At 67.3% G+C, this 23,427-nt stretch carries 24 protein-coding genes; 6 read left to right on the top strand and 18 right to left on the bottom strand.

Annotated elements, in window-relative coordinates; translation table 11 throughout:
- Position 1: 1 nt before the first annotated feature.
- Entirely contained in the window at positions 2-1,735 is a 1,734-nt protein-coding gene (locus tag ABW137_RS31290) for a fatty-acid--AMP ligase (RefSeq protein ID WP_526406044.1), read from the bottom strand.
- Between the two features lie 175 nt (positions 1,736-1,910).
- Here ABW137_RS31290 and ABW137_RS31285 point away from each other — a divergent pair, with 175 nt between their 5' ends.
- Together ABW137_RS31285 and ABW137_RS31280 are read left to right on the top strand one after the other, a co-directional pair.
- Positions 1,911-2,900 carry an isopenicillin N synthase family dioxygenase gene (locus ABW137_RS31285; protein WP_526406042.1) on the top strand — a complete coding sequence of 330 codons (990 nt, stop codon included), beginning with the start codon at positions 1,911-1,913 and terminating at the stop codon, positions 2,898-2,900.
- Positions 2,901-3,028: 128 nt separating this feature from the next.
- Positions 3,029-3,514 carry a flavin reductase family protein gene (locus tag ABW137_RS31280; RefSeq protein WP_526406040.1) on the top strand — a complete coding sequence of 162 codons (486 nt, stop codon included), beginning with the start codon at positions 3,029-3,031 and terminating at the stop codon, positions 3,512-3,514.
- 89 nt (positions 3,515-3,603) lie between these two features.
- Here the strand turns inward: ABW137_RS31280 and ABW137_RS31275 are convergent, their stop codons facing one another.
- The 5 genes from ABW137_RS31275 to ABW137_RS31255 form a co-directional block, all read right to left on the bottom strand.
- A complete protein-coding gene (locus tag ABW137_RS31275) occupies positions 3,604-3,765 on the bottom strand; it encodes a hypothetical protein (RefSeq protein ID WP_526406038.1) in 162 nt (53 codons plus the stop codon).
- Positions 3,766-3,843: 78 nt separating this feature from the next.
- Positions 3,844-4,593: a succinate dehydrogenase/fumarate reductase iron-sulfur subunit gene (locus ABW137_RS31270; RefSeq protein ID WP_526406036.1), complete on the bottom strand. Its 750-nt coding sequence runs from the start codon at positions 4,591-4,593 to the stop codon at positions 3,844-3,846.
- Positions 4,590-6,563 carry a fumarate reductase/succinate dehydrogenase flavoprotein subunit gene (locus ABW137_RS31265; RefSeq protein WP_526406034.1) on the bottom strand — a complete coding sequence of 658 codons (1,974 nt, stop codon included), beginning with the start codon at positions 6,561-6,563 and terminating at the stop codon, positions 4,590-4,592. Before ABW137_RS31265 ends, ABW137_RS31270 begins: the two co-directional genes overlap by 4 nt.
- Positions 6,564-6,595: 32 nt before the next feature.
- Positions 6,596-7,417, bottom strand: a complete 822-nt coding sequence (sdhC, locus tag ABW137_RS31260) for a succinate dehydrogenase subunit SdhC (protein ID WP_526406032.1) — start codon at positions 7,415-7,417, stop codon at positions 6,596-6,598.
- 46 nt (positions 7,418-7,463) lie between these two features.
- A complete protein-coding gene (locus tag ABW137_RS31255; RefSeq protein WP_526406030.1) occupies positions 7,464-7,769 on the bottom strand; it encodes an Rv0250c family protein in 306 nt (101 codons plus the stop codon).
- 113 nt (positions 7,770-7,882) lie between these two features.
- On the opposite strand from ABW137_RS31255, the gene ABW137_RS31250 reads away from it, so the two are divergent.
- From ABW137_RS31250 to nirD, 3 genes are all read left to right on the top strand, one after another.
- Positions 7,883-8,641, top strand: coding sequence for an isocitrate lyase/PEP mutase family protein (locus tag ABW137_RS31250; RefSeq protein ID WP_526406028.1), 759 nt, complete (start codon positions 7,883-7,885; stop codon positions 8,639-8,641).
- Between the two features lie 112 nt (positions 8,642-8,753).
- On the top strand, positions 8,754-11,285 hold the full coding sequence (nirB, locus tag ABW137_RS31245; RefSeq protein WP_526406026.1) for a nitrite reductase large subunit NirB: 2,532 nt from the start codon (positions 8,754-8,756) through the stop codon (positions 11,283-11,285).
- A gap of 11 nt (positions 11,286-11,296) precedes the next feature.
- The gene (nirD, locus tag ABW137_RS31240; RefSeq protein WP_526406024.1) at positions 11,297-11,650 is read left to right on the top strand and encodes a nitrite reductase small subunit NirD; all 354 of its coding nucleotides are present in this window, start codon (positions 11,297-11,299) and stop codon (positions 11,648-11,650) included.
- Positions 11,651-11,709: 59 nt separating this feature from the next.
- Here nirD and ABW137_RS31235 read toward each other — a convergent pair whose 3' ends face one another.
- From ABW137_RS31235 to ABW137_RS31185, 11 genes are all read right to left on the bottom strand, one after another.
- Positions 11,710-12,393 (bottom strand): sirohydrochlorin chelatase, encoded by a 684-nt coding sequence (locus tag ABW137_RS31235; protein ID WP_526406022.1) that lies wholly within the window; start codon positions 12,391-12,393, stop codon positions 11,710-11,712.
- Positions 12,390-13,535, bottom strand: a complete 1,146-nt coding sequence (locus ABW137_RS31230; RefSeq protein ID WP_526406020.1) for a uroporphyrinogen-III synthase — start codon at positions 13,533-13,535, stop codon at positions 12,390-12,392. Before ABW137_RS31230 ends, ABW137_RS31235 begins: the two co-directional genes overlap by 4 nt.
- 140 nt (positions 13,536-13,675) lie before the next feature.
- Complete coding sequence (locus ABW137_RS31225) at positions 13,676-14,221, bottom strand: GNAT family N-acetyltransferase (RefSeq protein WP_526406018.1); 546 nt, start codon at positions 14,219-14,221, stop codon at positions 13,676-13,678.
- A 37-nt stretch (positions 14,222-14,258) separates the two neighbouring features.
- Complete coding sequence (locus ABW137_RS31220) at positions 14,259-15,134, bottom strand: 5-oxoprolinase/urea amidolyase family protein (RefSeq protein WP_526406016.1); 876 nt, start codon at positions 15,132-15,134, stop codon at positions 14,259-14,261.
- Between the two features lie 5 nt (positions 15,135-15,139).
- Positions 15,140-15,823 (bottom strand): 5-oxoprolinase subunit B family protein, encoded by a 684-nt coding sequence (locus ABW137_RS31215; RefSeq protein WP_526406014.1) that lies wholly within the window; start codon positions 15,821-15,823, stop codon positions 15,140-15,142.
- A 74-nt stretch (positions 15,824-15,897) separates the two neighbouring features.
- Positions 15,898-16,590, bottom strand: coding sequence for a queuosine precursor transporter (locus ABW137_RS31210; protein ID WP_526406012.1), 693 nt, complete (start codon positions 16,588-16,590; stop codon positions 15,898-15,900).
- A gap of 38 nt (positions 16,591-16,628) precedes the next feature.
- On the bottom strand, positions 16,629-17,609 hold the full coding sequence (locus ABW137_RS31205) for an ABC transporter substrate-binding protein (RefSeq protein ID WP_526406010.1): 981 nt from the start codon (positions 17,607-17,609) through the stop codon (positions 16,629-16,631).
- Between the two features lie 16 nt (positions 17,610-17,625).
- Positions 17,626-18,744, bottom strand: a complete 1,119-nt coding sequence (locus ABW137_RS31200) for a putative sulfate exporter family transporter (protein ID WP_526406008.1) — start codon at positions 18,742-18,744, stop codon at positions 17,626-17,628.
- Between the two features lie 132 nt (positions 18,745-18,876).
- Positions 18,877-19,506, bottom strand: a complete 630-nt coding sequence (locus ABW137_RS31195; protein WP_526406006.1) for a hypothetical protein — start codon at positions 19,504-19,506, stop codon at positions 18,877-18,879.
- Positions 19,507-19,582: 76 nt separating this feature from the next.
- Positions 19,583-21,007, bottom strand: a complete 1,425-nt coding sequence (locus ABW137_RS31190; RefSeq protein ID WP_526406005.1) for an aldehyde dehydrogenase family protein — start codon at positions 21,005-21,007, stop codon at positions 19,583-19,585.
- 2 nt (positions 21,008-21,009) lie between these two features.
- Entirely contained in the window at positions 21,010-22,104 is a 1,095-nt protein-coding gene (locus ABW137_RS31185) for a phenylacetate--CoA ligase family protein (RefSeq protein WP_526406003.1), read from the bottom strand.
- Positions 22,105-22,283: 179 nt separating this feature from the next.
- On the opposite strand from ABW137_RS31185, the gene ABW137_RS31180 reads away from it, so the two are divergent.
- Positions 22,284-22,541: a deoxyribodipyrimidine photolyase gene (locus ABW137_RS31180; RefSeq protein WP_526406001.1), complete on the top strand. Its 258-nt coding sequence runs from the start codon at positions 22,284-22,286 to the stop codon at positions 22,539-22,541.
- Positions 22,542-22,561: 20 nt separating this feature from the next.
- Here ABW137_RS31180 and ABW137_RS31175 read toward each other — a convergent pair whose 3' ends face one another.
- Positions 22,562-23,359 (bottom strand): SDR family oxidoreductase, encoded by a 798-nt coding sequence (locus tag ABW137_RS31175; protein WP_526405999.1) that lies wholly within the window; start codon positions 23,357-23,359, stop codon positions 22,562-22,564.
- Between the last annotated feature and the right edge of the window lie 68 nt (positions 23,360-23,427).

The following is a 23,427-nucleotide window of genomic DNA, read 5'->3' as shown; positions in this document are numbered from 1 at the left end:
GCTACGCGTCCAACCGGGCGTACTGCCCGCTTCGGTACTGCTCGACGCACGCGGCGCGACGCACCTTGCCGCTGGTGGTGGTCGGGATCGAGCCGGGCGCGACCAGGACCAGGTCGGCGGCGTTGAGGCCGTGTGCTGCCGAGATCGCGGCCGTCACGTCGTTCTTGACGACACCGAACTTGGCCATCACCTCTTCGGCGGTCTCGCCGCGCTTCTTGAGTTCGATGAAGGTCACCAGCTTCTCCATGTGGTCCACGGAGACGGAAATCGCGGCGACGCGGCCGCCGGTGATCTCCTGGACGGTCGCCTCGATGTCCTCGGGATAGTGGTTGCGGCCGTAGACGATCAGCAGATCCTTGATGCGTCCGACGATGAACAGTTCATCCTCGGAGATGAAGCCGAGGTCGCCCGTGCGCAGCCATGGGCCCTCCGGGGTGCCGGGAGTTGGGGAGGCGATCGCGCCGCCGAACGTCCGTTGCGTCTCCTCGGGCTTGTGCCAGTACCCCTGGGCGACGTTGTCACCCGAAACCCAGATCTCGCCGATGCCGCCCGCCGGGCACTCCAGGTTGGTCTCCGTGTCGATGATCCGAACGAGGGGGGACTGGGGCACGCCATAGCTGATCAGCGGGGTCCCGGTGCCGCTCGGGACGCGCCTTGCGGTGCCCTCGGACAGCTCGTCGGATTCGAAGTCGACGACCTCAGGCGGCTGACCCGACGGCCGGGCCGCCACGTAGACGGTGGCCTCGGCCAGGCCGTAGGAGGGGCGCATCATGTGCTCCTTGAGACCGAACTTGGCGAAGCGGTCGCAGAAGCGGTCGAGCGTGGCCGGGTGGACGCGCTCGGCGCCGCTGACGACGCTGAGCACGTCGCCCAGGTCGAGGCCCGCCATGTCCTCGTCCGACGTCTTGCGGACGGCCAGCTCGAAGGCGAAGTTGGGGCCTGCCGAGAAGACGTGGCTGTTGGAGGCCATCGCCTGGACCCAGCGCGCCGGTCGCTGCAGGAATGCGACGGGGCTGGTGAGCTCGCTGCGGTAGCCGCCGAGGATCGGCCCACAGATTCCGAGGATCAGTCCCATGTCGTGATAGAACGGCAGCCACGACACGATGGTGGTGTCGGGTGGGGCGATGCCGCCGTATTCGACGAAGTAGTGCGCCATCAGCTGCTCGAAGTTCGCCTGAAGGTTGCGGTGCGAGATCATCACGCCCGCCGGCAGCCGGGTCGAGCCGGACGTGTATTGCAAGTAGGCGGTTTCAGGCGCGTTGCGCAGCCTTCCGCCCGCGCTGATCCGGGCGTCCAGGTCGAGCGCGTCGACCTCGACGACCAGCGGCGCGTCCGGCCCTTTCGGAAGGTACTCGGTGAGGCTGGGGGCCACCCCGGTGGTCGTGAGGATGGCGGTCGGCGACGTGTCGGCGAGCACCGCGCTGACCCGCTCGTCGTGCGCGCCGAACGCCGGAACCGAAAGTGGCACGGCGATGAACCCGGCTTGCATGGCCCCGAGGAACGCCGCGATGTAGTCGAGGCCCTGGGGGATGAGGATGACGGCCCGGTCGCCGACCGCGCCGCGGCGACGGAGTTCGTGGGCGACGTTGAGCGTCCGGCGGTAGGCCTGCGACCACGTCAAGGTCTCCGCTACTCCCGACCAGTCGTGGTTGTAGTCGGTATAGGTGAATGCCTTGTCGTCGGGTTGAAGGCCGGCACGCTCGCGCAAGAGGGTGAGGAGAGTCGGTGCGGACATGGGCGAAAGATTACCGCCCGTCGCGCGGGCGCGTGTTCCGTGGCTACGGGGTAGCCGACGCGCCCGGCGTTCCTCAGCAAATCTGGGAACCAGCTGATGGGTATTGCTCGGCCGTCGTGTCGACTTGCGTTCATGACGATCAAGACACTGGCCGTGGGACGGGTTGGCGGCGATCATGGACGTCGTGCCCAGTGTCCAGACCGCACTGCCCGTCGTCGACCTGCGGGACGAACCCGACTCGGTGCGTGAGCGTCTGCGGTCCGTCGCGCACGAGGTCGGCTTCTTTCACCTGACGGGTCACGGCGTCCCCGACGAGCTGACCGAGCGGGTCCTCGCGTCGGCCCGACGGCTGTTCGCGCTGCCGCAGGCCGCCAAGGATGCGGTGGCGATGGTCAACAGCCCGCACTTTCGTGGCTACACCCGGCTCGGTGGCGAACTGACCGGCGGCGCCGTCGATTGGCGTGAGCAGATCGACATCGGGCCGGAGCGCCCGCCGCTGGACGATGCCGCCGAACCTCACCTGCGGCTGCAGGGCCCAAATCAATGGCCCGCCGAACTTCCCGAGCTCCCCGCCGTCATCGCGGAGTGGGACGCCGCGCTGGCCGACGTGGGGCGAAGGTTGTTGCGGCACTGGGCCGCATCGCTGGGCAGCCCCGAGGATGCGTTTGACGAGGCCTTCGCCGAATCCCCGGCGACGTTGATCAAGATCGTGCGCTATCCGGCCGAAGCGACGGGAAACCAAGGTGTCGGCGCGCACCGCGACGCGGGCGTGCTGACGCTGCTGCTCGTCGAGCCGGGGAGCCGCGGGTTGCAGGTACGCGCGCCGGACGGGCAGTGGATCGACGTGGACCCGCTGCCCGGCGCGTTCATCGTGAACATCGGCAAGATGCTCGAGATCGCGAGTGGCGGCTACCTTCGCGCCACCGAGCATCGGGTGGCACTGTCGGCACGGGAGCGCATCTCCGTGCCGTACTTCTTCAACCCGCGCCTGGATGCGCAGTTCCCGGTGCTGACCCTGCCCGACGAACTGGCGGCGCGGGCCCGTGGCGTCACCGCCGACCCGTCGAACGAACGGATCTTCTCGACCTACGGCCGTAATGCATGGAAGAGCAGGTTGCGGGCGCATCCGGACGTGGCAGCCGCCCATGGGTACCTGCGGGGATAGCGCACAGGAATGACGTGATGGGGAATTAAGTGATGGGGAACGACGTGACGGGGATGACGTGATGGGGAATGACGTGAAGGAAATGACCCGGTGGGAATGAATGGAGCCTGTGTGAAGATGAAGTGGTCATGACCGGCACTGACTTGAGCCCGACCTCGCTTCGGGAGGCGTTCGGACACTTTCCGTCCGGCGTCATCGCGATCGCCGCCGAAGTCGACGGCGTCAGGGTGGGGTTGGCCGCCAGCACGTTCGTGCCGGTGTCGCTGGATCCGCCGCTGGTGTCGTTCTGTGTGCAGAACACGTCCACGACGTGGCCGAAGCTCAAGGACCTGCCGTTCCTCGGGATCAGCGTGCTCGGTGAATCCCACGATGCCGCGGCCAAGACGCTGGCCGCCAAGACCGGTGACCGCTTCGCGGGTCTGGAGACGAGTTCGACCGACCGCGGGGCCGTCTTCATTCACGGCACCAGCGTGTGGTTGGAGAGCGCCATCGAGCAGCTAGTGCTCGCCGGGGATCACACGATCGTGGTGTTGCGGGTGCACGACATCGCGGTGAACGACGCGGTTGCTCCGATCGTGTTCCACCGCAGCACGTTCCGGCGGTTGGGCGCCTGACGGGCCGTGCGCAGGCCCGGCCTCGCTGAGTTCTGCGTGCGGGCCGCGCAGTCGTGCATGGTCACGACCCTGGTGCAGGTCTCACGGCGTTACGGACGCGCGCCCAGCTCTTCTCGGTAGCCCTGCACCCGCCGGTCGATCTCTGCGGCGTCCTCCGGCCTGCCCTCTTTGCGGGCCAGCTCGGCGCGTGCGGTGAGTTCGCGGATTGCGGTGCGAATGTCGTTGATGCTCTGGGTTTCTCCAGTGCTCATACGGCCGCCCTTCTTCGTTGATCGGCTGCTGGCACCGAGCCTACGCTCGTTGCGGCGTGCGTCACACGTGTCTACGGGTCACCTTTTGAAGAGCTTGTTGCCCAGCCACACGATCGGGTCGTACTTGCGGTCGGCGACGCGTTCCTTCATCGGAATCAGCGCGTTGTCGGTGATCTTGATGTTCTCAGGACAGACCTCGGTGCAGCACTTGGTGATGTTGCAATATCCAAGCCCGAAGTCCTCCTGCGCCATGTCCTTGCGGTCGACCACGTCGAGCGGGTGCATGTCGAGTTCGGCGACGCGCATCAGGTAGCGGGGGCCCGAGAACGCTTGCTTGTTCTCCTCGTGATCGCGCACCACGTGGCAGGTGTTCTGGCACAGGAAGCACTCGATGCACTTGCGGAACTCCTGGCTGCGCTCGACGTCGATCTGCTGCATTCGGTACTCCCCGGGCTGCAGGTCCTTCGGCGGGGTGAACGACGGGATCTCGCGCGCCTTGGTGTAGTTGAACGACACGTCGGTCACCAGATCGCGGATCACGGGGAACGTCCGCATCGGGGTGACGGTGACGACCTCGTCCTCGCCGAACGTGGACATCCGCGTCATGCACAGCAGTCGCGGACGGCCGTTGATCTCCGCCGAGCACGATCCGCACTTGCCCGCCTTGCAGTTCCATCGCACCGCAAGGTCGCCTGCCTGGGTCTGCTGAATGCGGTGGATGATGTCGAGCACCACCTCGCCTTCGTTGACCTCGACGGTGTAGTCCCGCAGTCCGCCACCCGTGTCGTCGCCGCGCCAGACCCGCATGCTCGCCTGATAGCTGGTCACTTACTGCTCCGTTCCGGATGCTCGGTCAGTTCGCCATCGGTGTAGTACTTCTCGAGTTCGGACAGCTCGAAGCATCCCAGTAGGTCGGGCCGCATCGGCGTCTGTGGTTCGGGCGTGACCGTGATGTCCGGGACGATGGGATCGCCGCCGCCCGACCGGCAGACCAGCAGCGTGTTGCGCCACTCGGCGTCCATGTCGGGGTAGTCGTCGCGGGTGTGGCCGCCCCGGCTCTCGGTGCGCATCAGCGCCGCCTTCGCGACGCATTCGCTGACCAGCAGCATGTTGCGCATGTCGATGGCCAGGTGCCAGCCGGGGTTGAAGTGGCGACCGCCCTCGACGGTGATGTTGTGCATCCGCTTCTTGAGCTCTTCGAGCTTGTCGAGCGCCTCTTGGATCTCGGCTTCCTTGCGGATGATGCCGACCAGGTCGTTCATCGATTGCTGAAGCTCGGCGTGCAGGGTGTACGGGTTCTCCGGGTTCGGGTGGTCGTCATAGGGGGCCAGAGCTGCCGTGACCGCGGAGTCGACGGCGTGTTCGAGCACCTTCGGCCGGTCGGTCAGCGACCGGACGTAGTCGGACGCGCCGACGCCTGCCCGGCGGCCGAACACCAAGAGGTCCGACAGCGAGTTGCCGCCGAGCCGATTGGACCCGTGCATGCCGCCCGAGCACTCGCCCGCCGCGAACAGCCCAGCCGTGGTGGCCGCCCCGGTGTCGGGGTCGACCTCGATGCCACCCATGACGTAGTGGCAGGTCGGGCCGACTTCCATCTCGTCCTTGGTGATGTCGACCTCGGCCAGCTCCATGAACTGGTGGTACATCGACGGCAGCCGGCGTTTGATCTCGTCGACCGGGATGCGCGAGGCGATGTCGAGGTAGACGCCGCCGTGTGGGCTGCCGCGACCGGCCTTCACCTCGGAGTTGATGGCACGGGCCACCTCGTCGCGGGGGAGCAGGTCAGGGGTGCGGCGCGCCGAGTCGTTGTCCTTGAGCCATTGGTCGGCTTCTTCCTCGGTCTCGGCGTACTGCCCCTTGAAGACCTCCGGGATGTAGTCGAACATGAAGCGCTTGCCCTCGGAGTTCTTCAGCACTCCGCCGTCGCCGCGCACGCCCTCGGTGACGAGGATGCCCTTCACCGAAAGCGGCCAGACCATGCCCGTCGGGTGGAATTGGATGAATTCCATGTTGATCAGCGACGCGCCGGCCCGCAGAGCCAGCGCGTGGCCGTCGCCGGTGTACTCCCAGGAGTTCGACGACACCTTGAACGACTTGCCGATGCCGCCCGTGGCCAGCACCACCGCGGGGGCGTCGAACAGGACGAAGTTGCCGGACTCACGCCAGTAGGCCAGCGCACCGGCGATCCTGGGTTGTCCTTCCCCCGTTGCTCCGCTTGCCCCCTCGTCCAAGATCAGCTCGGTCACGCTGCATTCGTGGAAGACCTTGATGCGGGCCTCGTAGTCGCCGAGTTCGGCCTTGTCCTCCTGCTGCAGCGAGACGATCTTCTGCTGCATGGTGCGGATGATCTCCAGCCCGGTGCGGTCGCCGACGTGGGCCAGCCGCGGGTAGGTATGGCCGCCGAAATTGCGCTGGCTGATGCGGCCATCCTTGGTGCGGTCGAACAGTGCGCCGTAGGTCTCCAGCTCCCAGACCCGGTCGGGTGCCTCCTGGGCGTGCAGTTCGGCCATCCGCCAGTTGTTGAGAAACTTTCCGCCGCGCATGGTGTCGGCGAAGTGGACCTGCCAGGAGTCCTTGGCGTTGGCGTTCTTCATCGAGGCCGCACAGCCGCCCTCGGCCATCACCGTGTGTGCCTTGCCGAACAGCGACTTGGTCACCACGGCGACGCGCAGGCCACGTTGGCGTGCTTCGATGACCGCACGTAGTCCGGCGCCGCCGGCCCCGATCACGACGACGTCGTACTCGAGACGCTCCAGCTCCGATGAGCCGCTTGCGTGACGAGCGGCGGGTTCAGCCATGAATTCGTACCCCTACGTTGTGAATGATGTTGTCAGCCGATGAATCTGAGGTCTGAGATGGTGCCGCTTGCGACCAGCATGACGTAGAAGTCGGTGAGCATCAGCGTGCCGAGCGTGATCCAGGCGTACAGCTTGTGCCTGGTGTTCAGCTTGCTCACCTGGCCCCACATCCAATAGCGGACGGGGTGTTTGGAGAAGTGCTTGAGCCGACCACCGACGACGTGACGGCACGAATGGCACGACAGCGTGTAGATCCACAGCATCACCACGTTGACGACGAGAATGACGTTGCCCAAACCGAATCCGAAGCCCGACGGTGACTGGAAGGCGACGATTGCGTCGTAGGTGTTGATCACCGAGATGATCCCCGCGATGTAGAAGAAGTACCGGTGGGTGTTCTGAATGATCAGTGGAAGTCGGGTCTCACCAGTGTATTTCGCGTGGGGTTCGGCGACCGCGCAGGCGGTCGGCGATTGCCACACCGACCGGTAGTAGGCCCCCCGGTAGTAGTAGCACGTCAGCCGGAACAGCAAGAGGAACGGCAGCGACAGCGCTGCGTACGGCAGCCACCACACGTTGGGCAGGATCTGCGGCCAGAAGTGACTGGCTTCCGGGACGCACCCCGTGCTGATGCACGGCGAGTAGAACGGCGTCAGGTAGTGGTACTCGGCGACGTAGTAGTTGTTCTGGAGGAATGCCCGCACCGTGGCGTAGATCACGAAGGCGGCGAAGCCCAGATCGGTGATGAGCGGCGAGCGCCACCACTGATCGGTACGCAGCGTGCGCTGCTCGATCTGGGCTCGAGTTGCAGAGAAGACACCTGTGCCGGGGCGGTCGGCGGTGGGTGCGCTCAAGGGGTTTGCCTCACTTCGTCGTGATGTGTCGGGTGGTTCGTTTCCGTCAGTCGAACGGTGACGTCATCGGGCCGTCGTCGTCGACGTCCTGCCAGAAGTCGCTGGCGTATTGGGTGTCGGGGATGCCGATCTTCTCGACGGCGTGGTGGTGGTGCTGGCTCACTCCGCGGGCCAGGTTCAAGTCCTCGGCGTCGATGTCGAGCCGGTCGAGGTCGTTTTGGATGCGTTCGGCGTCGTTGACGACTCGCCGCATCGCGGGGCTGTCCCCGTAACGTGAGGCGAGTGACGTCACGCAGCGGCGCAGATTGCCAATCAACTCGTGTAGCTGGTCGAGTTCGGTGGTAGTTGACAAGGGAGTTGACCTCCTTGGGCTGAAGGGTGTCATGAATCACAGTACGACAATCGATGCTAGTCACAGACCGAGTTCAGAGTGACACAGGTCACGTCGAAGATGGAGGTTGAGCAGTGTCCAGTGAGGTGCTTCAGGAGCGCGCGACGACGCTGAAGGCGCTGCACGTGCCCGGTGATCCCGTCGTCCTTCCGACGGTGTGGGACGCGTGGTCGGCGAAGCTGGCGGTCGATGCGGGATTTGCCGCACTGACGGTCGGGAGCCATCCGGTGGCCGATTCGGTGGGCAAGGAGGACGGCGAGGGCATGTCCTTCGACGATCTGACGACGCGGGTCGCTCAGATCACCGGTGCCGTCGACGTACCGCTGTCCGTTGACATCGAGTCGGGGTACGGCGAAGCGCCGCAGCGGTTGATCGAGGGGCTTCTCGCGGCGGGCGCGGTCGGACTGAACATCGAGGACACGGTGCACAAGGAGGACAAGCGGCTGCGGTCCGCCGAGGAGCACGCCGCGCTCGTCGGCGAGTTGCGCAAGGCCTCCGACGCGGCCGGGGTGCACGTGGTGATCAACGCCAGGACCGACCTGTTCCTCCGCAATGACGGGGACGACGCCGACCGCGTGGACCGCGCCATCGCGCGCTTGACGCTGTGCGCCGACGCGGGAGCCGACAGTCTGTACCCCGTTGGGCGGCATGACGCCGACACCACCCGACGCCTGACGTCGGAACTTCCGTTGCCGGTCAACGCGATTGCCCTGCCCGATACCGACGATCCGGCGTCGTTCGGCCCGCTCGGCGTCGGCCGGATCAGTTTCGGACCATTCTTTCAGCGCGCCCTGTCTGGCCGCGCGGAGGAGTTGCTCGGACGCTGGAAGTGAGCGAGGCGGACGTCTGAGGCTCACACGACGCGCACCCGTCGGGTGAGGACACCGTCACGGACGCTTCACGCGAGGCGACGTGGCCGAAACCTCGGCTGCCTAGCTTGGGGCCATGCAGTCGCAGAAGCGTGTCGTGGTCGTCGGGCACGGCATGGTCGGGCACCGCTTCGTGGAGGCCCTGCGGTCACGCGACGGGGACGGCGTCTGGTGGGTTACCGTCCTCGCCGAAGAGGGTGACGCCGCCTATGACCGGGTCGGGCTGACTGCTTACACCGAGCACTGGGATCGCGGGCGACTGGCGTTGCCAGGCAACGACTACGCCGGCGACGAGCACGTCGAGCTGATCCTTCGGGACCGCGTGACGCGGATCGACACCGCGCGGAAGTACGTCAGCACCCGGCTGGGTCGCCGCGTGTCCTATGACGCGTTGGTGCTGGCCACCGGCTCGTACGCGTTCGTCCCGCCGGTGCGCGGCCACGACCTGCCCGGCTGCCAGGTCTACCGCACCCTGGACGACCTCGACGCGATCCGCGAGGCCGCACTCGGCGCGGGCGACGGCGCGGCAGGGGTGGTGATCGGCGGCGGACTGTTGGGCCTGGAGGCCGCGAATGCGTTGCGCCAGTTCGGTTTGGCGCCGCACATCGTCGAACGATTCCCGCGCCTGATGGGTCAGCAACTCGACGAGGCCGGTGGGGCATTGTTGAGGAGGATGGTCGCCGACCTCGGTATCGCGGTGCACCTGGACGTGGGTACGGATGCGATCGAAGCCCGCGACGAACACCTCCGCGTCTCTCTCAGCGACGGTTCGACGATCGATGCCGGCGTGGTGGTCTTCGCCGCGGGCGTGCGGCCACGCGACGAGCTGGCTCGCGCAGCTGGGCTGCCCGTCGCCGAGCGGGGCGGGGTACTCACCGATTCGTCCTGCGTAACCGAGGTTCCCGACGTGTACGCGATCGGCGAGGTCGCGGCGATCGAGGGCCGGTGCTACGGACTGGTCGGCCCCGGCTACACCAGCGCCGAGGTGGTCGCCGACCGGCTGTTGGGCGGCTCGGCCGAATTCGGTGAGGCGGACATGTCCACCAAGCTCAAGCTGCTCGGCGTCGACGTGGCCAGCTTCGGCGACGCGATGGGGACCACACCGGGCAGCCTCGCCGTGGTCGTCAACGACGCCGTCAAGCGGACCTACGCCAAGCTGGTGCTGTCCGACGATGCCACCACCCTGCTCGGGGGCATCCTCGTCGGCGACGCGTCGGCCTACGGCGTGCTCCGCCCGATGGTCGGTGAACAACTCCCAGGAGATCCGCTCGCGATCATCGCGCCGGGCGGATCCGATTCGGGCGCAACCCAACTCGGCGTCGGCGCACTTCCCGCCGCAGCCCAAATCTGTTCCTGCAACAACGTCACCAAGGGTGATCTCACCGAGGCGATCGCGGGCGGCTGCGCGAACGTGGCCGCCTTGAAGGGAGCCACCCTGGCGGGCACGTCGTGCGGGTCGTGCGTGCCCCTGCTCAAGCAGCTGCTGGAGGCCGAGGGCGTCGAGCAGAGCAAAGCGTTGTGCGAGCACTTCTCCCAGTCCAGGGCTCAGCTGTTCGAGATCGTCTCGGCCACCGAGATTCGCACCTTCTCGGGGCTGGTCGAGCGATTCGGCACCGGAAGTGGTTGTGACATCTGCAAACCCGTCGTCGCATCCATCCTGGCGTCGACCAGCTCCGAACACATCCTCGACGGTGAGCAGGCCTCGCTGCAGGACTCCAACGACCACTTCCTCGCCAACATCCAGCGCAACGGCAGCTACTCGGTGGTGCCGCGGGTGCCCGGCGGAGACATCACGGCCGACCAGCTGATCCTGATCGGTGAGATCGCCCGCGACTTCGGCCTGTACACGAAGATCACCGGCGGCCAGCGGATAGACATGTTCGGCGCAACGGTCGACCAGTTGCCGGAGATCTGGCGCAGGCTCGTCGACGGGGGCATGGAGTCCGGGCACGCCTACGGCAAGGCGCTGCGAACGGTGAAGAGCTGCGTCGGTAGCGACTGGTGCCGCTACGGCCAACAGGACGCGGTGCAGATGGCCATCGACCTGGAACTGCGCTACCGCGGGCTGCGTGCCCCGCACAAGATCAAGATGGGCGTCTCGGGGTGCGCGCGGGAGTGCGCGGAAGCGCGTGCCAAGGACGTCGGCGTCATCGCCACCGAAACCGGCTGGAACCTCTACGTCGGGGGAAACGGCGGCGCGACACCGAAGCACGCACAACTGCTCGCCGGCGATCTCGATGACGCCACCCTGGTCCGCTACGTGGACAGGTTCCTGATGTTCTACGTCCGGACGGCGGACCGACTGCAGCGCACCGCGCCGTGGGTGGAGGGCCTCGGCCAACCGGATCGGACCGGGCTGGACCATCTGCGCGACGTGGTTTGCAACGACTCCCTCGGGCTGGCAGCGGAATTCGAGGAGGCCGTCGAGCGCCACGTCGCCGGCTATGCATGTGAGTGGAAGGGCGTGCTCGAGGATCCCGACAAGCTGTCGCGGTTCGTGTCGTTCGTCAACGCCCCCGACGACGCCGACCCCACCGTCGAGTTCACCGAACGGTCCGGGCGCAAGGTGCCGACCGCTCTCGGCGTCCCCGCCGTTCGGCCCAGATAGGAGAAGCACGAGTGACACTGCTCGACGACAAGGACACCGGGGTGTGGACGGTCGCGTGCGCCTACGACCGTCTGCTCCCAGGCCGTGGCGCGGGCGTCCTGCTGCCGGACGGTACGCAGGTCGCGTTGTTCCGGCTCGCTGACGGCTCGCTGAGCGCGGTCGGCAACGTCGATCCGTTCTCGGGGGCGGCGGTGATGTCGCGTGGCATCGTCGGTGACCGGTCGGGACGCGCATGCATACAGTCCCCGATCAAGAAGCAGGCCTTCGCCTTCGACGACGGGACGTGTCTCGACGATCCCGCCGTCGCGCTGCAGGTCTACCGGACCAGGATCACCGGCGACGGACTCGTCGAGGTCGGCGCCTAGTCAGGCGGTTTCGGCCTCTTCGGCCCACGGTCGCCATTCAAGTGCAGTCCCGATGAGCGTCAGACGGTGATCGGCAGCCTGGCCCTTCGGAACCGACTCGCGATCAGCCGCACGATGCCGGGGTGCGTGCCAAGCGGCTCGGTGACCAAGTCGGCGCCCGACGTGCGCAGCCGGTCCTGAAACAGCCCGTCCGCCACCAGGTATGACGCGACGACCACCCGCGGGGCGCCGCCAGAGCGCAGTGCGGCGACGGCATCGGCGACGCGCGGCTCACCGGTGGCGGCGTAGGCCAGTTCGACGCGGCTGCCGATTGCGGCCGATAACAGCGCCGCGGTGATCCGCAGGTCGCGACGCGCATGGTCGTCGGAGGTTCCCGCTGCGGCCATGATCACCGAATCGGAAGGGCGCCAGCCGGATTCGACGAGTCGGTCGACCATGACCCGGACTACGTGCGTCGACGGTCCGAGTGCTTCGGTGACGACCACGTTGGGGTGGCCGCTGGCCTCGACGAACGCGGGCACGTCGGTCCGGACGTGATACCCGCTGGCGAGAAAGGCCGGCACCACGACGGCGAGTCCGTTGGGCAGGCTCGTCAGCACGTCCGCAGGCGTAGGGCCCAGCACGTCCACGAACGACGTGCGCACCGGCTGTCCCAGTACGACGCCGACCCGTTCGGCGAGGTCGGCGATCATCGCGACGCCGTCCGTCTTGCGCGTGCCGTGGGCGACCAGCAGCGGATTCACGCGCCGACCGGGTACTCGTCGACGGTGAGGCGGTAGCCGCGTTTCACCACGGTCGAGACGATGTGCTTGTCGCCCAACGCCGTTCGCAGTCGAAGCACGGCGGTCTCGACCGCGTGGGTGTCGGTGCTCCCGCCGGGAAGTGCGTTGAGCAGATCATTGCGCGACACGACGTTGCCGGGCCGGTGCGCCAGCGCACGGATGGTCGCCATGCCCGCGGGTGGCAGCTCCTTGACCACCCCGTCGACCAGGACGCAGGTGCCGCGGATCTCGAGCACGTGGCCCGCCACCTTGACGGTCCGTGACTGCAGAAGCGGGAGCTCGTCGGTGATGTGCCTGGCCAGGGCGCCGAGACGCATCCGTTCCGGCGCCGACGTGGGTACGCCCAGGCGCACCAGCGGGCGTGCGGTGACAGGGCCGACGCACATGGCGTGGACGTCGGTGCGGAGCGCGGCCAGCACCTTGTCCTCGATGCCCATCTCGACCGCCCGCATCAGCATCGCGGCCACCGCTGGTGCCGAGGTGAAGCTGACGGCGTCGAACCTGTGCTCGGCGATGCCTGCGACGAGCGCGTCGAATCCGCCGTCGCGCGGAGCCGGACGCCAGCGGTACACGCGGATGGGGACGACTTCGGCGCCCGCGCCGCGCAATTCGTCGAGGAACTCGGGGAACGGATCCCACTGCTCGGTGGCGCCGTGCAGCTGGACGGCGATGCGAAGCCCCGCGATGCCGCCTGCGCGCAGATACTGCACGACCTCGCGGGACGACTCGGACTCGGGGGACCACTCCTCGGGTAGGCCCGCGGCGCGCAGTGCGCCGGTGGCCTTGGGGCCTCGTGACACGACGCGGGCCTTGCCGAGGGCGGTGATCAGGTCACCGGCCAGGCCCCAGCCATCGGCGGCGGCGATCCAGCCGCGCAAGCCGATGCCCGTCGTCGCGATGACGACGTCCGGAGGCGACGCGATCAGCGCCGCCGTGTGGTCGTGCAACTCATCGTCGTCGGGGAGCGGGACCATGGCGATCGCAGCGGCGCTGGTCACGGTGGCGCCCCGCCGGCACAACAGGGTGCTGAGTTCGTCGGCGCGGCGGGCCGAGGTCACCGCCACCCGGAAACCAGTGAGTGGTGCCCAATCGGGGTCGCGCATACCACCTAGTGAAGAGTTCATGTGTTGCATGGCGGTTACCCAGGCGTTGCCGCGGGATGGCGCAACGCGGCGACCGTCACCCTGCCGTGAACTTCGCCTCACGGCGGGCTCGACGATCCCGTGAGGTGCTCATCTGCCGGTCACCACACGTCACCGTTGCGCCAGTCGCACGCGAGGTCGCCGCCGGTGTCGAGGTCGACCGTGAGCGGCAGCACGTAGATCGACCCGTCATCGGCCGGGGTGCGGGTCACACCGGACGGCGCGAGCACCGACGTCGTGCCCGTCCACGGCAGCCAGCCGCGCGCCTCGTACAGGGGGCGGCCGTCCTGGGAGGCGCTCAGGGCGCCCAGCTGGTAGGCGCCGCGCAAGACCTGTTCGAGGGCGTCCATCACCGCTCTTGCCAGCCCTCGACCGCGCCACTCCTCGCGTACCGCGACGGCTTCGAGGTAACCGCACCGCAGTGCCCCCGCCCCGTGGTACAGCTGGCGTTGCACCACCGCGCCGTGGGCGATGAGCGTGCCGTGAACCACGATCAAGGCGTGCATGCCGCCGAGGGCGTGCTCCCAATCGTCGTCGGTGAAGTCGACTTCGCCCTTGTCGAACGCCTCGATGACCATGCGGCGAGCACCCTCGCGGGTCTCGACGTCGAGATCGGAGGTGTGAACCAGGCGTGCGGTGTGGTGCACACCTAAGTTCCTACCAGGGTGCGGCGCGTTGCGGGCTCTAGATGGGGCGGCGAGGCCGCGACCAGTGCATCCGCACGTGCTGGCCGGGACGCACCTGGGCAACCTTGTCGATGTCCTTCTCGGCGACCACACCGATCACCGGGTAGCCACCGGTGACCGGATGATCCGGTCCGAGGATGACGGGTAAGCCGTTGGGAGGCACCTGTATTGCCCCGCGGGTCGCGCCTTCGCTGGGCAGCTGGCGGTCGGGCCAGCGGTATTTCAGCGGACGTCCCGTGAGTCGCATGCCGACGCGGTCGCTGCGATCCGATGCCACCCAGTCGGTGTGCACCAGGGCATCGGGGTCGGCGAACCAGTCGTCGCGGGGGCCCGGCACCACCGAGAGTTCCAGCAGGTGGTCTGCGATCGAGGCGACGGGTGCCTGGTCGAGTTCGGGAAACTCGTCGGTGTGCTCGCCGACGGTCAGGACGTCCCCCGCCTTGAGGGGCTGTGGTCCGATGGCCGACATCACGTCGTAGCTGCGGGAGCCGAGGACCTGGGTGACGTCGATCCCGCCGCGGACTGCCAGGTAGCTGCGCAGACCCGACCGCGGCGCACCCAGTGAGATCACGGCCCCGTCGCGTGCGTAGTGAATGCTGTTGGTGCCGAACGGAAGTCCGTTGACCGACGGATCGGCGTCCGCGCCGGTGACGGCGATGGCGACGTCACCACCGTGAACCCGGGCGGACAACCCGCCGAACATCACCTCGATGGTGGCGCGGTCGTGTGGGTTGGCCACCAGCCGGTTGGCCAGGGTGTGGGAGCGACGGTCGGCGGCGCCGGAACGCGTCACCCCCATGTGCGCCAGCCCGGGCCTGCCCAGATCTTCGAGCAGCGCCAGGGGGCCGGTCTTGAGGATTTCCAGGGTGGTCATGGTGGCTATCCGATCGCCAGGAACTGGACCGTCGCACCGGGAGTCAGTAGCGCGGGCGGGTCGCGGTCCACGTCCCACAGCACCGCGTCGGTTCGCCCGATCAGCTGCCAACCGCCGGGTGATTCCCTCGGATAGACACCGCTGAATTCGCCTGCCAGCCCGACGGAGCCCACGGGCACCCTGGTGCGAGGCTCGGCTCGGCGCGGTACGTGCAGTCTGGTGTCGCCACCGACGAGGTAGGCGAAGCCGGGCGCGAACCCGCCGAACCCGACGCGGAGCGGGGCCGCGGTGTGCGCTGCGACGATCTCGTCGGTCGAGAGCCCGGTCAGCCTGGTGACCTCGGCGAGGTCCTCGCCGTCGTACACGACGTCGATCGTCACGTCCGCCGGACGCCCTGTCGGCACCGCCTCGACGTCCACGGCGGGCCGTTCCACCCGGAGCTTGCCGAGGCGCACCCTGGTGCGGTCGCGGTATCGGGGGGCGGCGAGTTTCAACAACACGGTGTGCGACGCGGGCACGATGTCGAGCACGCCGAGCAGGTCAGCCTGCCGCAGCGCCTCGGTCCACGCCAGCACTTCGCCGGTGCCCTCGAACTCCAGTAGCAGGGCCTGGTCCCCGTAGTCGTGAATGCGGCCGAGGGCCACCGGGTCCACCAGTACCGCGTCGATCGGTTCCGCTGCGAGCGTCATTGCCACAAGCTACCCATCGGTAGCAACGTTTGGCGCGACCCTTAGGAGCTCGCCAGAAGAGCCTCAGAGATGCTTCAGACGGCGGGCTGATACGTGGGCTCGCGGCGCTTGATGACCGCGATGACCCGATAGGTGACGGGCAGCAGCACGACCTCGACGGCGGTCTTGTAGAGCCAGCCGAGTGCGGTGTACACGGCAAAGTCGCGGAACGTGGTGATGCCGATGGCGCTGGCGGCGATCGCGCAGAACACCAGGGTGTCGCCGAGCTGGCCGGCGAACGTCGACCCCACCAGGCGCGCCCACAGGTGTTTCTCCTTGGTGCGCTCCTTGATCGCCACGACGACCCACGCGTTGATGGTCTGGCCGACGATGAAGCCGGCCAGCCCGGCCACGATGAGCTGGGTGTAGGCGTGCACGACGTTCTCGAACGCCGCCTGGTTCTCGTAGAAGTCGGCGGCGGGAAGGTAGATGGTCACCCAGAAGGCCGCGGCCGCCAGCACGTTCATCGAGAAGCCGAGGAGGATCGCGCGCCGGGCGGCCTTGAAGCCGTAGACCTCGGACAGCACGTCCCCGATGACGTAGGTCAGCGGAAAGACGATGAAGCCGCCGTCGGTGATGATCGGCCCGAAGGCCACGCCCTTGGTGGCGGTGACGTTCGAGATGATGACCAGTGCGGTGAACACCGCGACGAGAATCGGATAGTAGGCCGAGCCCACCCGAGCAAACCCGGTCAGCAAGTCCTGTTCGTCCTGGTCCGTCCTCGTCACCCGGACATCTTGTCACCCGGGCTCGGTGCATCCCAATCTCAGGAAAGCACCTTCGTCAGCAGCGGCGTCAGCTGGTCGGCCACCACGGGGTAGGACAGTACTGTGCCGAACGCGAGCGCGCCGGCGAGTTCGTTGCCGGTGAAGACGTTCTTGTCGGCGCGGGTCGACTTGAGTCCCGCGAAGAGGGGGTCGGCGGTCAGGCTGGCTTGTTCCGCGTCGTTCTCGGTCTTCCAGACGACGACGTCGGCGGAGTCGAGAAGGGCGGCGAGCTGGTCGCGGGGCACCTGCGCCCGGTCGTCCTTGACGAACTCGGTGACGCCGTCGGGGATGACGAAGCCCATCTGGGTGAGGAACTCAGTGCGCCACCCGGGCGGGGTGACGTCGGCCTTGTCCTGAAAGAAGGTCGCGCTGGTGATGACCACCTTCTTGCCATTGAACTGCTGGTTGTTCTTGCCGATGTCGGTGAACTTGGCGTCGACGTCGGCGATCAGCTTCTGCATGTCGGCGTCCTTGAACACCGCCTGGCCGATGATGGTGGCCTGGTCCTTCCACGGCTCGAAGAACGTCGCCTGCCCGGACTGCGCGATGGTCGGAGCGATGGCGGCGAGTCGTGCGTAGGTGTCGGCGTCGAGGCCTGCATTGGTGGCGACGATGAGATCGGGCTTGAGCGCGGCGATCGCGTCGACCTGAACGCCGTCGTACAGATTGAGCACCTGGGGTTGCGCGCCGCCGAGTTTGGCTTGCGCCCAAGGCCATACGCCGAACGGCTGGTCACCGAACCACTGGGTGATCGCGATGGGCACGACGCCGGCGGCGAGCAGGTCGTCTTGCTCGGTGAACCCGGCACTGACGACGCGCTTGGGCGGTGCGGGAATCTTGGTCTCGCCGAACACGTGGGTGACGGTGACCGACCCGTCGTCGGCCACGGTGCCCGGCTCGTCCGAACTGCAGGACGCGGCGGTGACCGCCAGACCCGCGGTGATCGCCAGGAAACTCCGTCGGGACCAGGTAGATGGCACGACGCGAGCGTAGTGGCTAGTCGATTGTGAAGTGACCGAATAGGAGCAGGGCCAGACCGAGGGCGACGACGACGTTGACGACCGTGGCCGACGCAAACAGTGCGACCGGTCGCCAGCCAGCCTCGCGGAGACCCTTGAGGCTGAACTCCAGCCCGATCGCGACGAACGCGAAGATCAAGAACCAGGTGCGCAGGTCGTTGACGGTCGTGATGGCGTCCTTGTCGCCGCCCCACTGCAGGTAGAGGGTGCCGATGACGGAGGCGGCGATGAACCCGAGGACGAACTTCGGGAACCGCTCCCAGAACTGGCCGATGGTCGGCCGGGCCTCCGATGCATCCTTGCGCTCCACCTTCAGCGCAAAGTACGCCGTCAGTGCGATGGCGACGAAGCCGATGAGGGCGTTCTGGGTGGTCTTGACGATGGTGGCGATCGCCAATGCGTCCTCGCCGGCGATGGCGCCGGACGCCGCCACGGCGGCGGTGGTGTCGATGTTGCCGCCGATCCATGCGCCCGCGACCGCATCGGAGAGGCCGAAGACGCCTGCGAGCCATGGCAGCAGGAATATCGAGGGCAGCGCGAATGCGATGACGAGGGACGCGGCGTACGCCAGTTGCTCTCGCTTGGCCTGCACGGCACCGGCGGCGGCGATGGCGGCGCTCACGCCGCAGATCGATACCGCCGAAGCGAGCAGGGCGCGGAGTTTGTCGTCGAGTCCGAGGCGCCCGCCGAGCCACCAGGTGAAGCCGAACACGATCGTGATCAGCAACAGCGCCTGGATGATCGCGGGCACGGCGGCGGTCGCGAGCACCTTGAGATTGATCGAGGCGCCGAGGAGCACCAGCCCCGTCTTGATGAAGAACTCGGTGCGGAAGCCGCGCGAGAGCGCGTCGCGGATCGCCAGCTTGGTCAACACGAAGTTGCCTAGAAGGCCGAGAGCGATTGCGTAGATCGGGAATTCGATCGACTTGGCGACCTTGGCCAGCGGCGTGCCCGCCGCCCACTGCGGGACCTGCGCCTCGAGGTAGCGAGTCCCGGCGCCGAGCACCACGACGACGAGGACGCCCGCGATCGCGTAGCCGAGGCCGGGGCGCGACAGCTCTGCGTGTTCCTCGGCGTCGGTGCTCTGCTCGGTCACGGAATCACGCTGCCGGGGATGACACCGACGAGCACGAGCGCGAGCAATGCCAGGCCGACGATGACGGCGAGCCAGTCCTCATTCACGGCTCGCGACGCTACCGTCGGTCCGGCGCCGTCACGCCGGTTGTGATCAGCGCGAACGTAACTCGTCGATGGCGCGGGCCCAGGCTTCGCCGATCTCGTCGCGAGACGCGTCTACGCGATTGCCGATCTCCGCGCGTTCACCGGCGATGGTCGCGCGGACGTCGGTGCCGTTGGTGGTCGCCGCGGCGACGGTGAACACCGCGTCGACGGTGCAGGCGGCGACCGAACCCTGTGCGCGCAGTACCGATTCGACGACGTCGACGGCTCCGACGACGAAGGCGTTGGGCAGGACCGCCTGGTTTCCGACGTATTCGCCGACGGCGGTGCGGACGCGGCTGCCCGCATGCGCGACGACGCCGCGAACCTCGGTGCCGGAGTGTGTGAGCGCCGCAGGCAGGGTGGCTCCGCCCCGGATCTCGGCAACGACCGTGGCGGGTGCATGGGCGACGGCGACGGACACCTCGGTGGCAGCGTCGAGGAGTTGGGCGCTGAGGCCGTGGCCTGCGACGAGCTGCCGCCCCAGGACGTGCCGGATGACGAGCCCGCCCGCCGTGGCTTCCTCGACGAGGTCGTCGACCTCGGACTGGACGACTTCGACGACGCCGACGGTGCTGGTCTCGCCGGCTTCGCCGACGGTGGCCCCGCGGTCGACGGTGGTGGTGTCCTGCTCTGGCATGTCGGGTTCCTTCCGGCGGGATCTTCGGACTGCCGCCAGTCCACATGCCCCGGGCGACTCGCGGCGGGCGCGGAGGTTAGGTGCGGATGAACCCGACGTTGCGGTCAGCCGTGCTCGCCGAGGGAAGGGACTGCCCCCGGTGGACGAAGCCCTTATTGCGCATCAGGAAGTCCGCCAGGTACCCCTCGTGTGGGACGTGGGGCGCCGCAAACTGGGTTGGGCAGTGGCCGCGGTAGACGTTGGTGATCGACGCGTCGTGGACGAGGTCCTCGATCAGGTCGTCGTCGGTCGTGATCGCATTGACGACCAACGACTTCCGAAGCGGGGCGAGGCCGTCGGACCTGGACCACGCCGACACCCACACGCAGGGGAACGGCAACTCGACGTTGATGGTGTCCACGTCCACCTCGCGGAGAAGGTGGACGGCAGGCCGAAGTACGGCGTTGCCGTCGAGGAGATCGGCAACGACCTGATCGGCACCGAGTATCGGTCGGGCCTTCGCCGCAGCACGGGTGAGGTGTGCGGCGATCGCGTGCGCGGTCGCGACCGTCGTTGTCGGAAGGACGGCCGCCTCATCGGTGTTCGGCAGCGAAGGCAACACCGCCAGACGTTCGGCGATGGCATCGGCGAGCGGTTCCGGATCGCCCTCGTACAGGACCGCGGTGGCGTTCACGCAGGCCATGCCGCCCAGCCCGGCAATGGATTCGACGATGACGTCGAGATGGTCGCGCCAGTCGCATTCGGCTGTGATGAGGATCTTGGTGCGGCCGGGACCGTTGAGTAGCACGGTGGGATCTCCCGCGTGCTGGTCGGCGACGTCCTGACCGCCGTACACCATTGCGAGGTCGGCAGCGCGGATCAGCTCCTCCGCACCGTGATGGTCGGTGGGCAGAAACAGCGCATCCGTGGGGCGAAAGCCACAGTGGCGCAATGCCGTGACCACCCGGTGCGCGGTGAAGGGTTCCCGGCGCGACGGCCTGACCGCAATCCGGTAGCCGAGCGCGAGCGCCTGCGGCCACGCTCCGTGCACGCCCGGCGCGTTGCCGGGTGCGTGCACCGCGAGTACTTCGCCGCGGCGGGTCCACACCGCCCCACCGGTCGCCGCGACGTCGCGCCAGTCCAGGACCGCGCCTGCAGGCCGTGCCGGTCGTAGCGCGTCGAAGGCGGTGGCCAGTCCTTCGGCGACGGCGTGGGCGCCTGCTCGGGCCACCGCCATCGGCAGGCCCGAGACTCGACACGTCAAAGCCACGTACTCGTCGAAGTCGAGTCCGGCGATCGTCGAGGTCAGGAAGTGGTCGGCGGCGCGGGTCAACGCTGCCTCCCGTTCAGCGAACGGGAGGGGACGGGCCTTGCGTTGAGTGCTGATCGAACGGCTGACGAACATCGTCGGCACCATGCTCAACTCGGCGACCGGACTGTTGCGGGTATCGAAGATCAATTCGGTCTTGCGCGTACGGTATTCGCCACGCGGCCCGAGTGCATCGAGCGGAACGAGGTCCACGGTCAGTACACGCCTTCGATGACTCGCTCGCCGTCGAACACCGATACCGGCGCGACTTCGCTGACGGAGTCTCCGAGATGTCCTGCGGGGGACCGCATTCTGACGGCCGTGTCTCGTTCCAGGTTGTTCGGGATGAACATCCCCTTGCTGACGTGGTTCATCACCACCTGGCCACGGTCGCCGTACGGTACGCGCTCACCGGTGTCGGGATCGACCACCCAGAACAGGACGTACGGCGACCGTGGGTCGAACACGACGTCGCCGTCGTCGCCGATTCGGGTGGCCGCCTGCGACAGGATCATCGTGCTGCCGAACACCGTGGCGACGGCGGTGTCGGGAAACACGTCACGGATGACGTCGATGGTGTCGGGCTCGACGTGCGCGCCGCTCAGCAGCACGTAGCGAATCTTGGCGTTCAGCAATTCGACCAGATCGTCCTGTCGTACAAGGGCTTCCAGTAGTGGCGGCGTGGCATGCAGGTTGACCACGGATTGGGTTTGGAGGATGAACCTGGCCTGCGTGACCAGGTGCTCCACATACGCCTGCACGTCGGCGGTGGCCTCGCGAGCGGCCAGCTTCTTGACCCAGCGGGGATCGAGGTCGATGGCGTGGAACGTCGACCCGAGCCGTTCGGCGACCTCCCGGTCGAAGTGTCCGACGCCGTGTGGACCGCTCGGCATCATGCACAGCAGCCCGCCGCCGGCGACGAAGCCACCGGCGGTGAAGTCCTCGACCTGCCACCGGGTGACCTGTTCCACCCAGTCGGGCAGTTGGGCGGTGCGCTTGGGAGCACCCGTCGTGCCCCCCGACTCGTAGATCCGCGGTAGCGGGAGGGGCGTGCCGTAGCCGCGTGGGATGAGATCTTCCACAGGCACGCAGCGCAATTCGTCGACCACGTTCGGGAAGAGTCGCAGGTCGTCGAACGTCCGCACGTCGGAACACGGATCGAAGTCCAGGTGCTCTGCCGCCCGGAGCCAGAACGGCGACCCGGTGTCCTGGCCGAAGTGCCACGCCATCGCTGCGCGCAGGTAGGCGTCGGCGTCGGGGGGCGCGGTGTCACGCGGCACGTCCAGGATGGCGAAGTCGATCTCGGTCACGACGCCAATCCTGTCGCAATCGGCGGGGTGTGGAGATCAGGCGACGGCGAAACATTGCCCGGCGCAACGGCGAATGCAGCCTGTCTGGCGGGTGAACACGAATTCTCTGTGAGGCAGCTGAATACGCGGTTCGATGGCGACGCGGTGGGTAATTGACCACGATCGGCGAACGTCGCCGGATGTCTCAACGCGGAGGTGGCAGTCCCATGCTGCACAACGTCGTACTCATGGCTTCGGACAACACCGTGGCTGCCGGTTTCATCCTGCGCGGCATCAAGGGCATCTTCGTGGCGATCGGCAGCGTCATCGCGGCCGTCATCTGCGGGGTGATAGCCGCGACGAAGGGCCGCAGTGCCATCGGCTGGGGCATCCTGGGATTGTTCTTCAGCATCATCACACTCATCGTCGTGATCGTGATTCCCAGCAAGAAGAGCTGATCGATTGCCCCGCTTCCGCGTCAGGGGTGGGCGAGTCGCTTGTTGACCAGTCGCGTCAACCAGGCCGGGGAGAACCTGGCGCCAAGAGCCATGGTCTTCGCCTGCTGCCCAACGGGGAAGTGCACCTGGTGAATCAGTCGCCGCGGCAACGACGGCTCGACGGCCTTGACGATGTCGTCGGCGATGTCCTGTGCCGTGAGCCGGATGCCGAGTGACTCGGTGGTGCCCGTCTTGATGTCGTCGGTCATGGCGGTCTGCACGTACAGGGGCCACATCGCGATGACACGGATGTCGTAGCGGCTCCATTCGATGTCGAGTGCCTCGGTGATGGCGCGGACGAAGAACTTGGTGGCGCTGTAGTTCGCGAGTTCGGCTTGGCCGTAGATGGCGGAGGCCGACGCGAGGTTCACCACGACGGAGCCGGGCGTCGACCTCAGGAACGGGAACGCCGCGTGCAGTCCGTTGACCACGCCCTTGGCGTTGACGTCGATTTCCGCGTGGTGCGTCGCCACGGGGATGTCCTCGAACCGGCCGGCGACCAGGATGCCCGCATTGTTGACCATCACGTCGAGGCGCCCTCCTGCGGCTTCGGCGAACTCGGCCACCCGGTTGGACGTCTCGTCGGCGTCGGTGACGTCGAGGTGGCCGGTCACCGCCGTCGCGCCAAGGTCCTCGATCGCGTCGGCGAGGGACGACAAGCCAACCTCGTCGACGTCGTAAGCGCCGACGAGGTAGCCCTTCTTCGCAAAGGACAGTGCGGTCGCCCGCCCGATGCCTGCCGCGCCGCCGGTAATGAATACCGACTTGGGTTTGTTCATAGTGGCAATGATGTCTTGTCCAGGTGCATGCTTGGTGTGCACCACTTAGGAGTGACCATGCGACTCAA

This window comes from Mycobacterium sp. (assembly GCF_040509115.1).
Lineage (GTDB): Bacteria > Actinomycetota > Actinomycetes > Mycobacteriales > Mycobacteriaceae > Mycobacterium.
The sequence above is the reverse complement of the archived record's forward strand: the minus strand, read 5'-3'. Positions and strand labels throughout refer to the sequence as shown.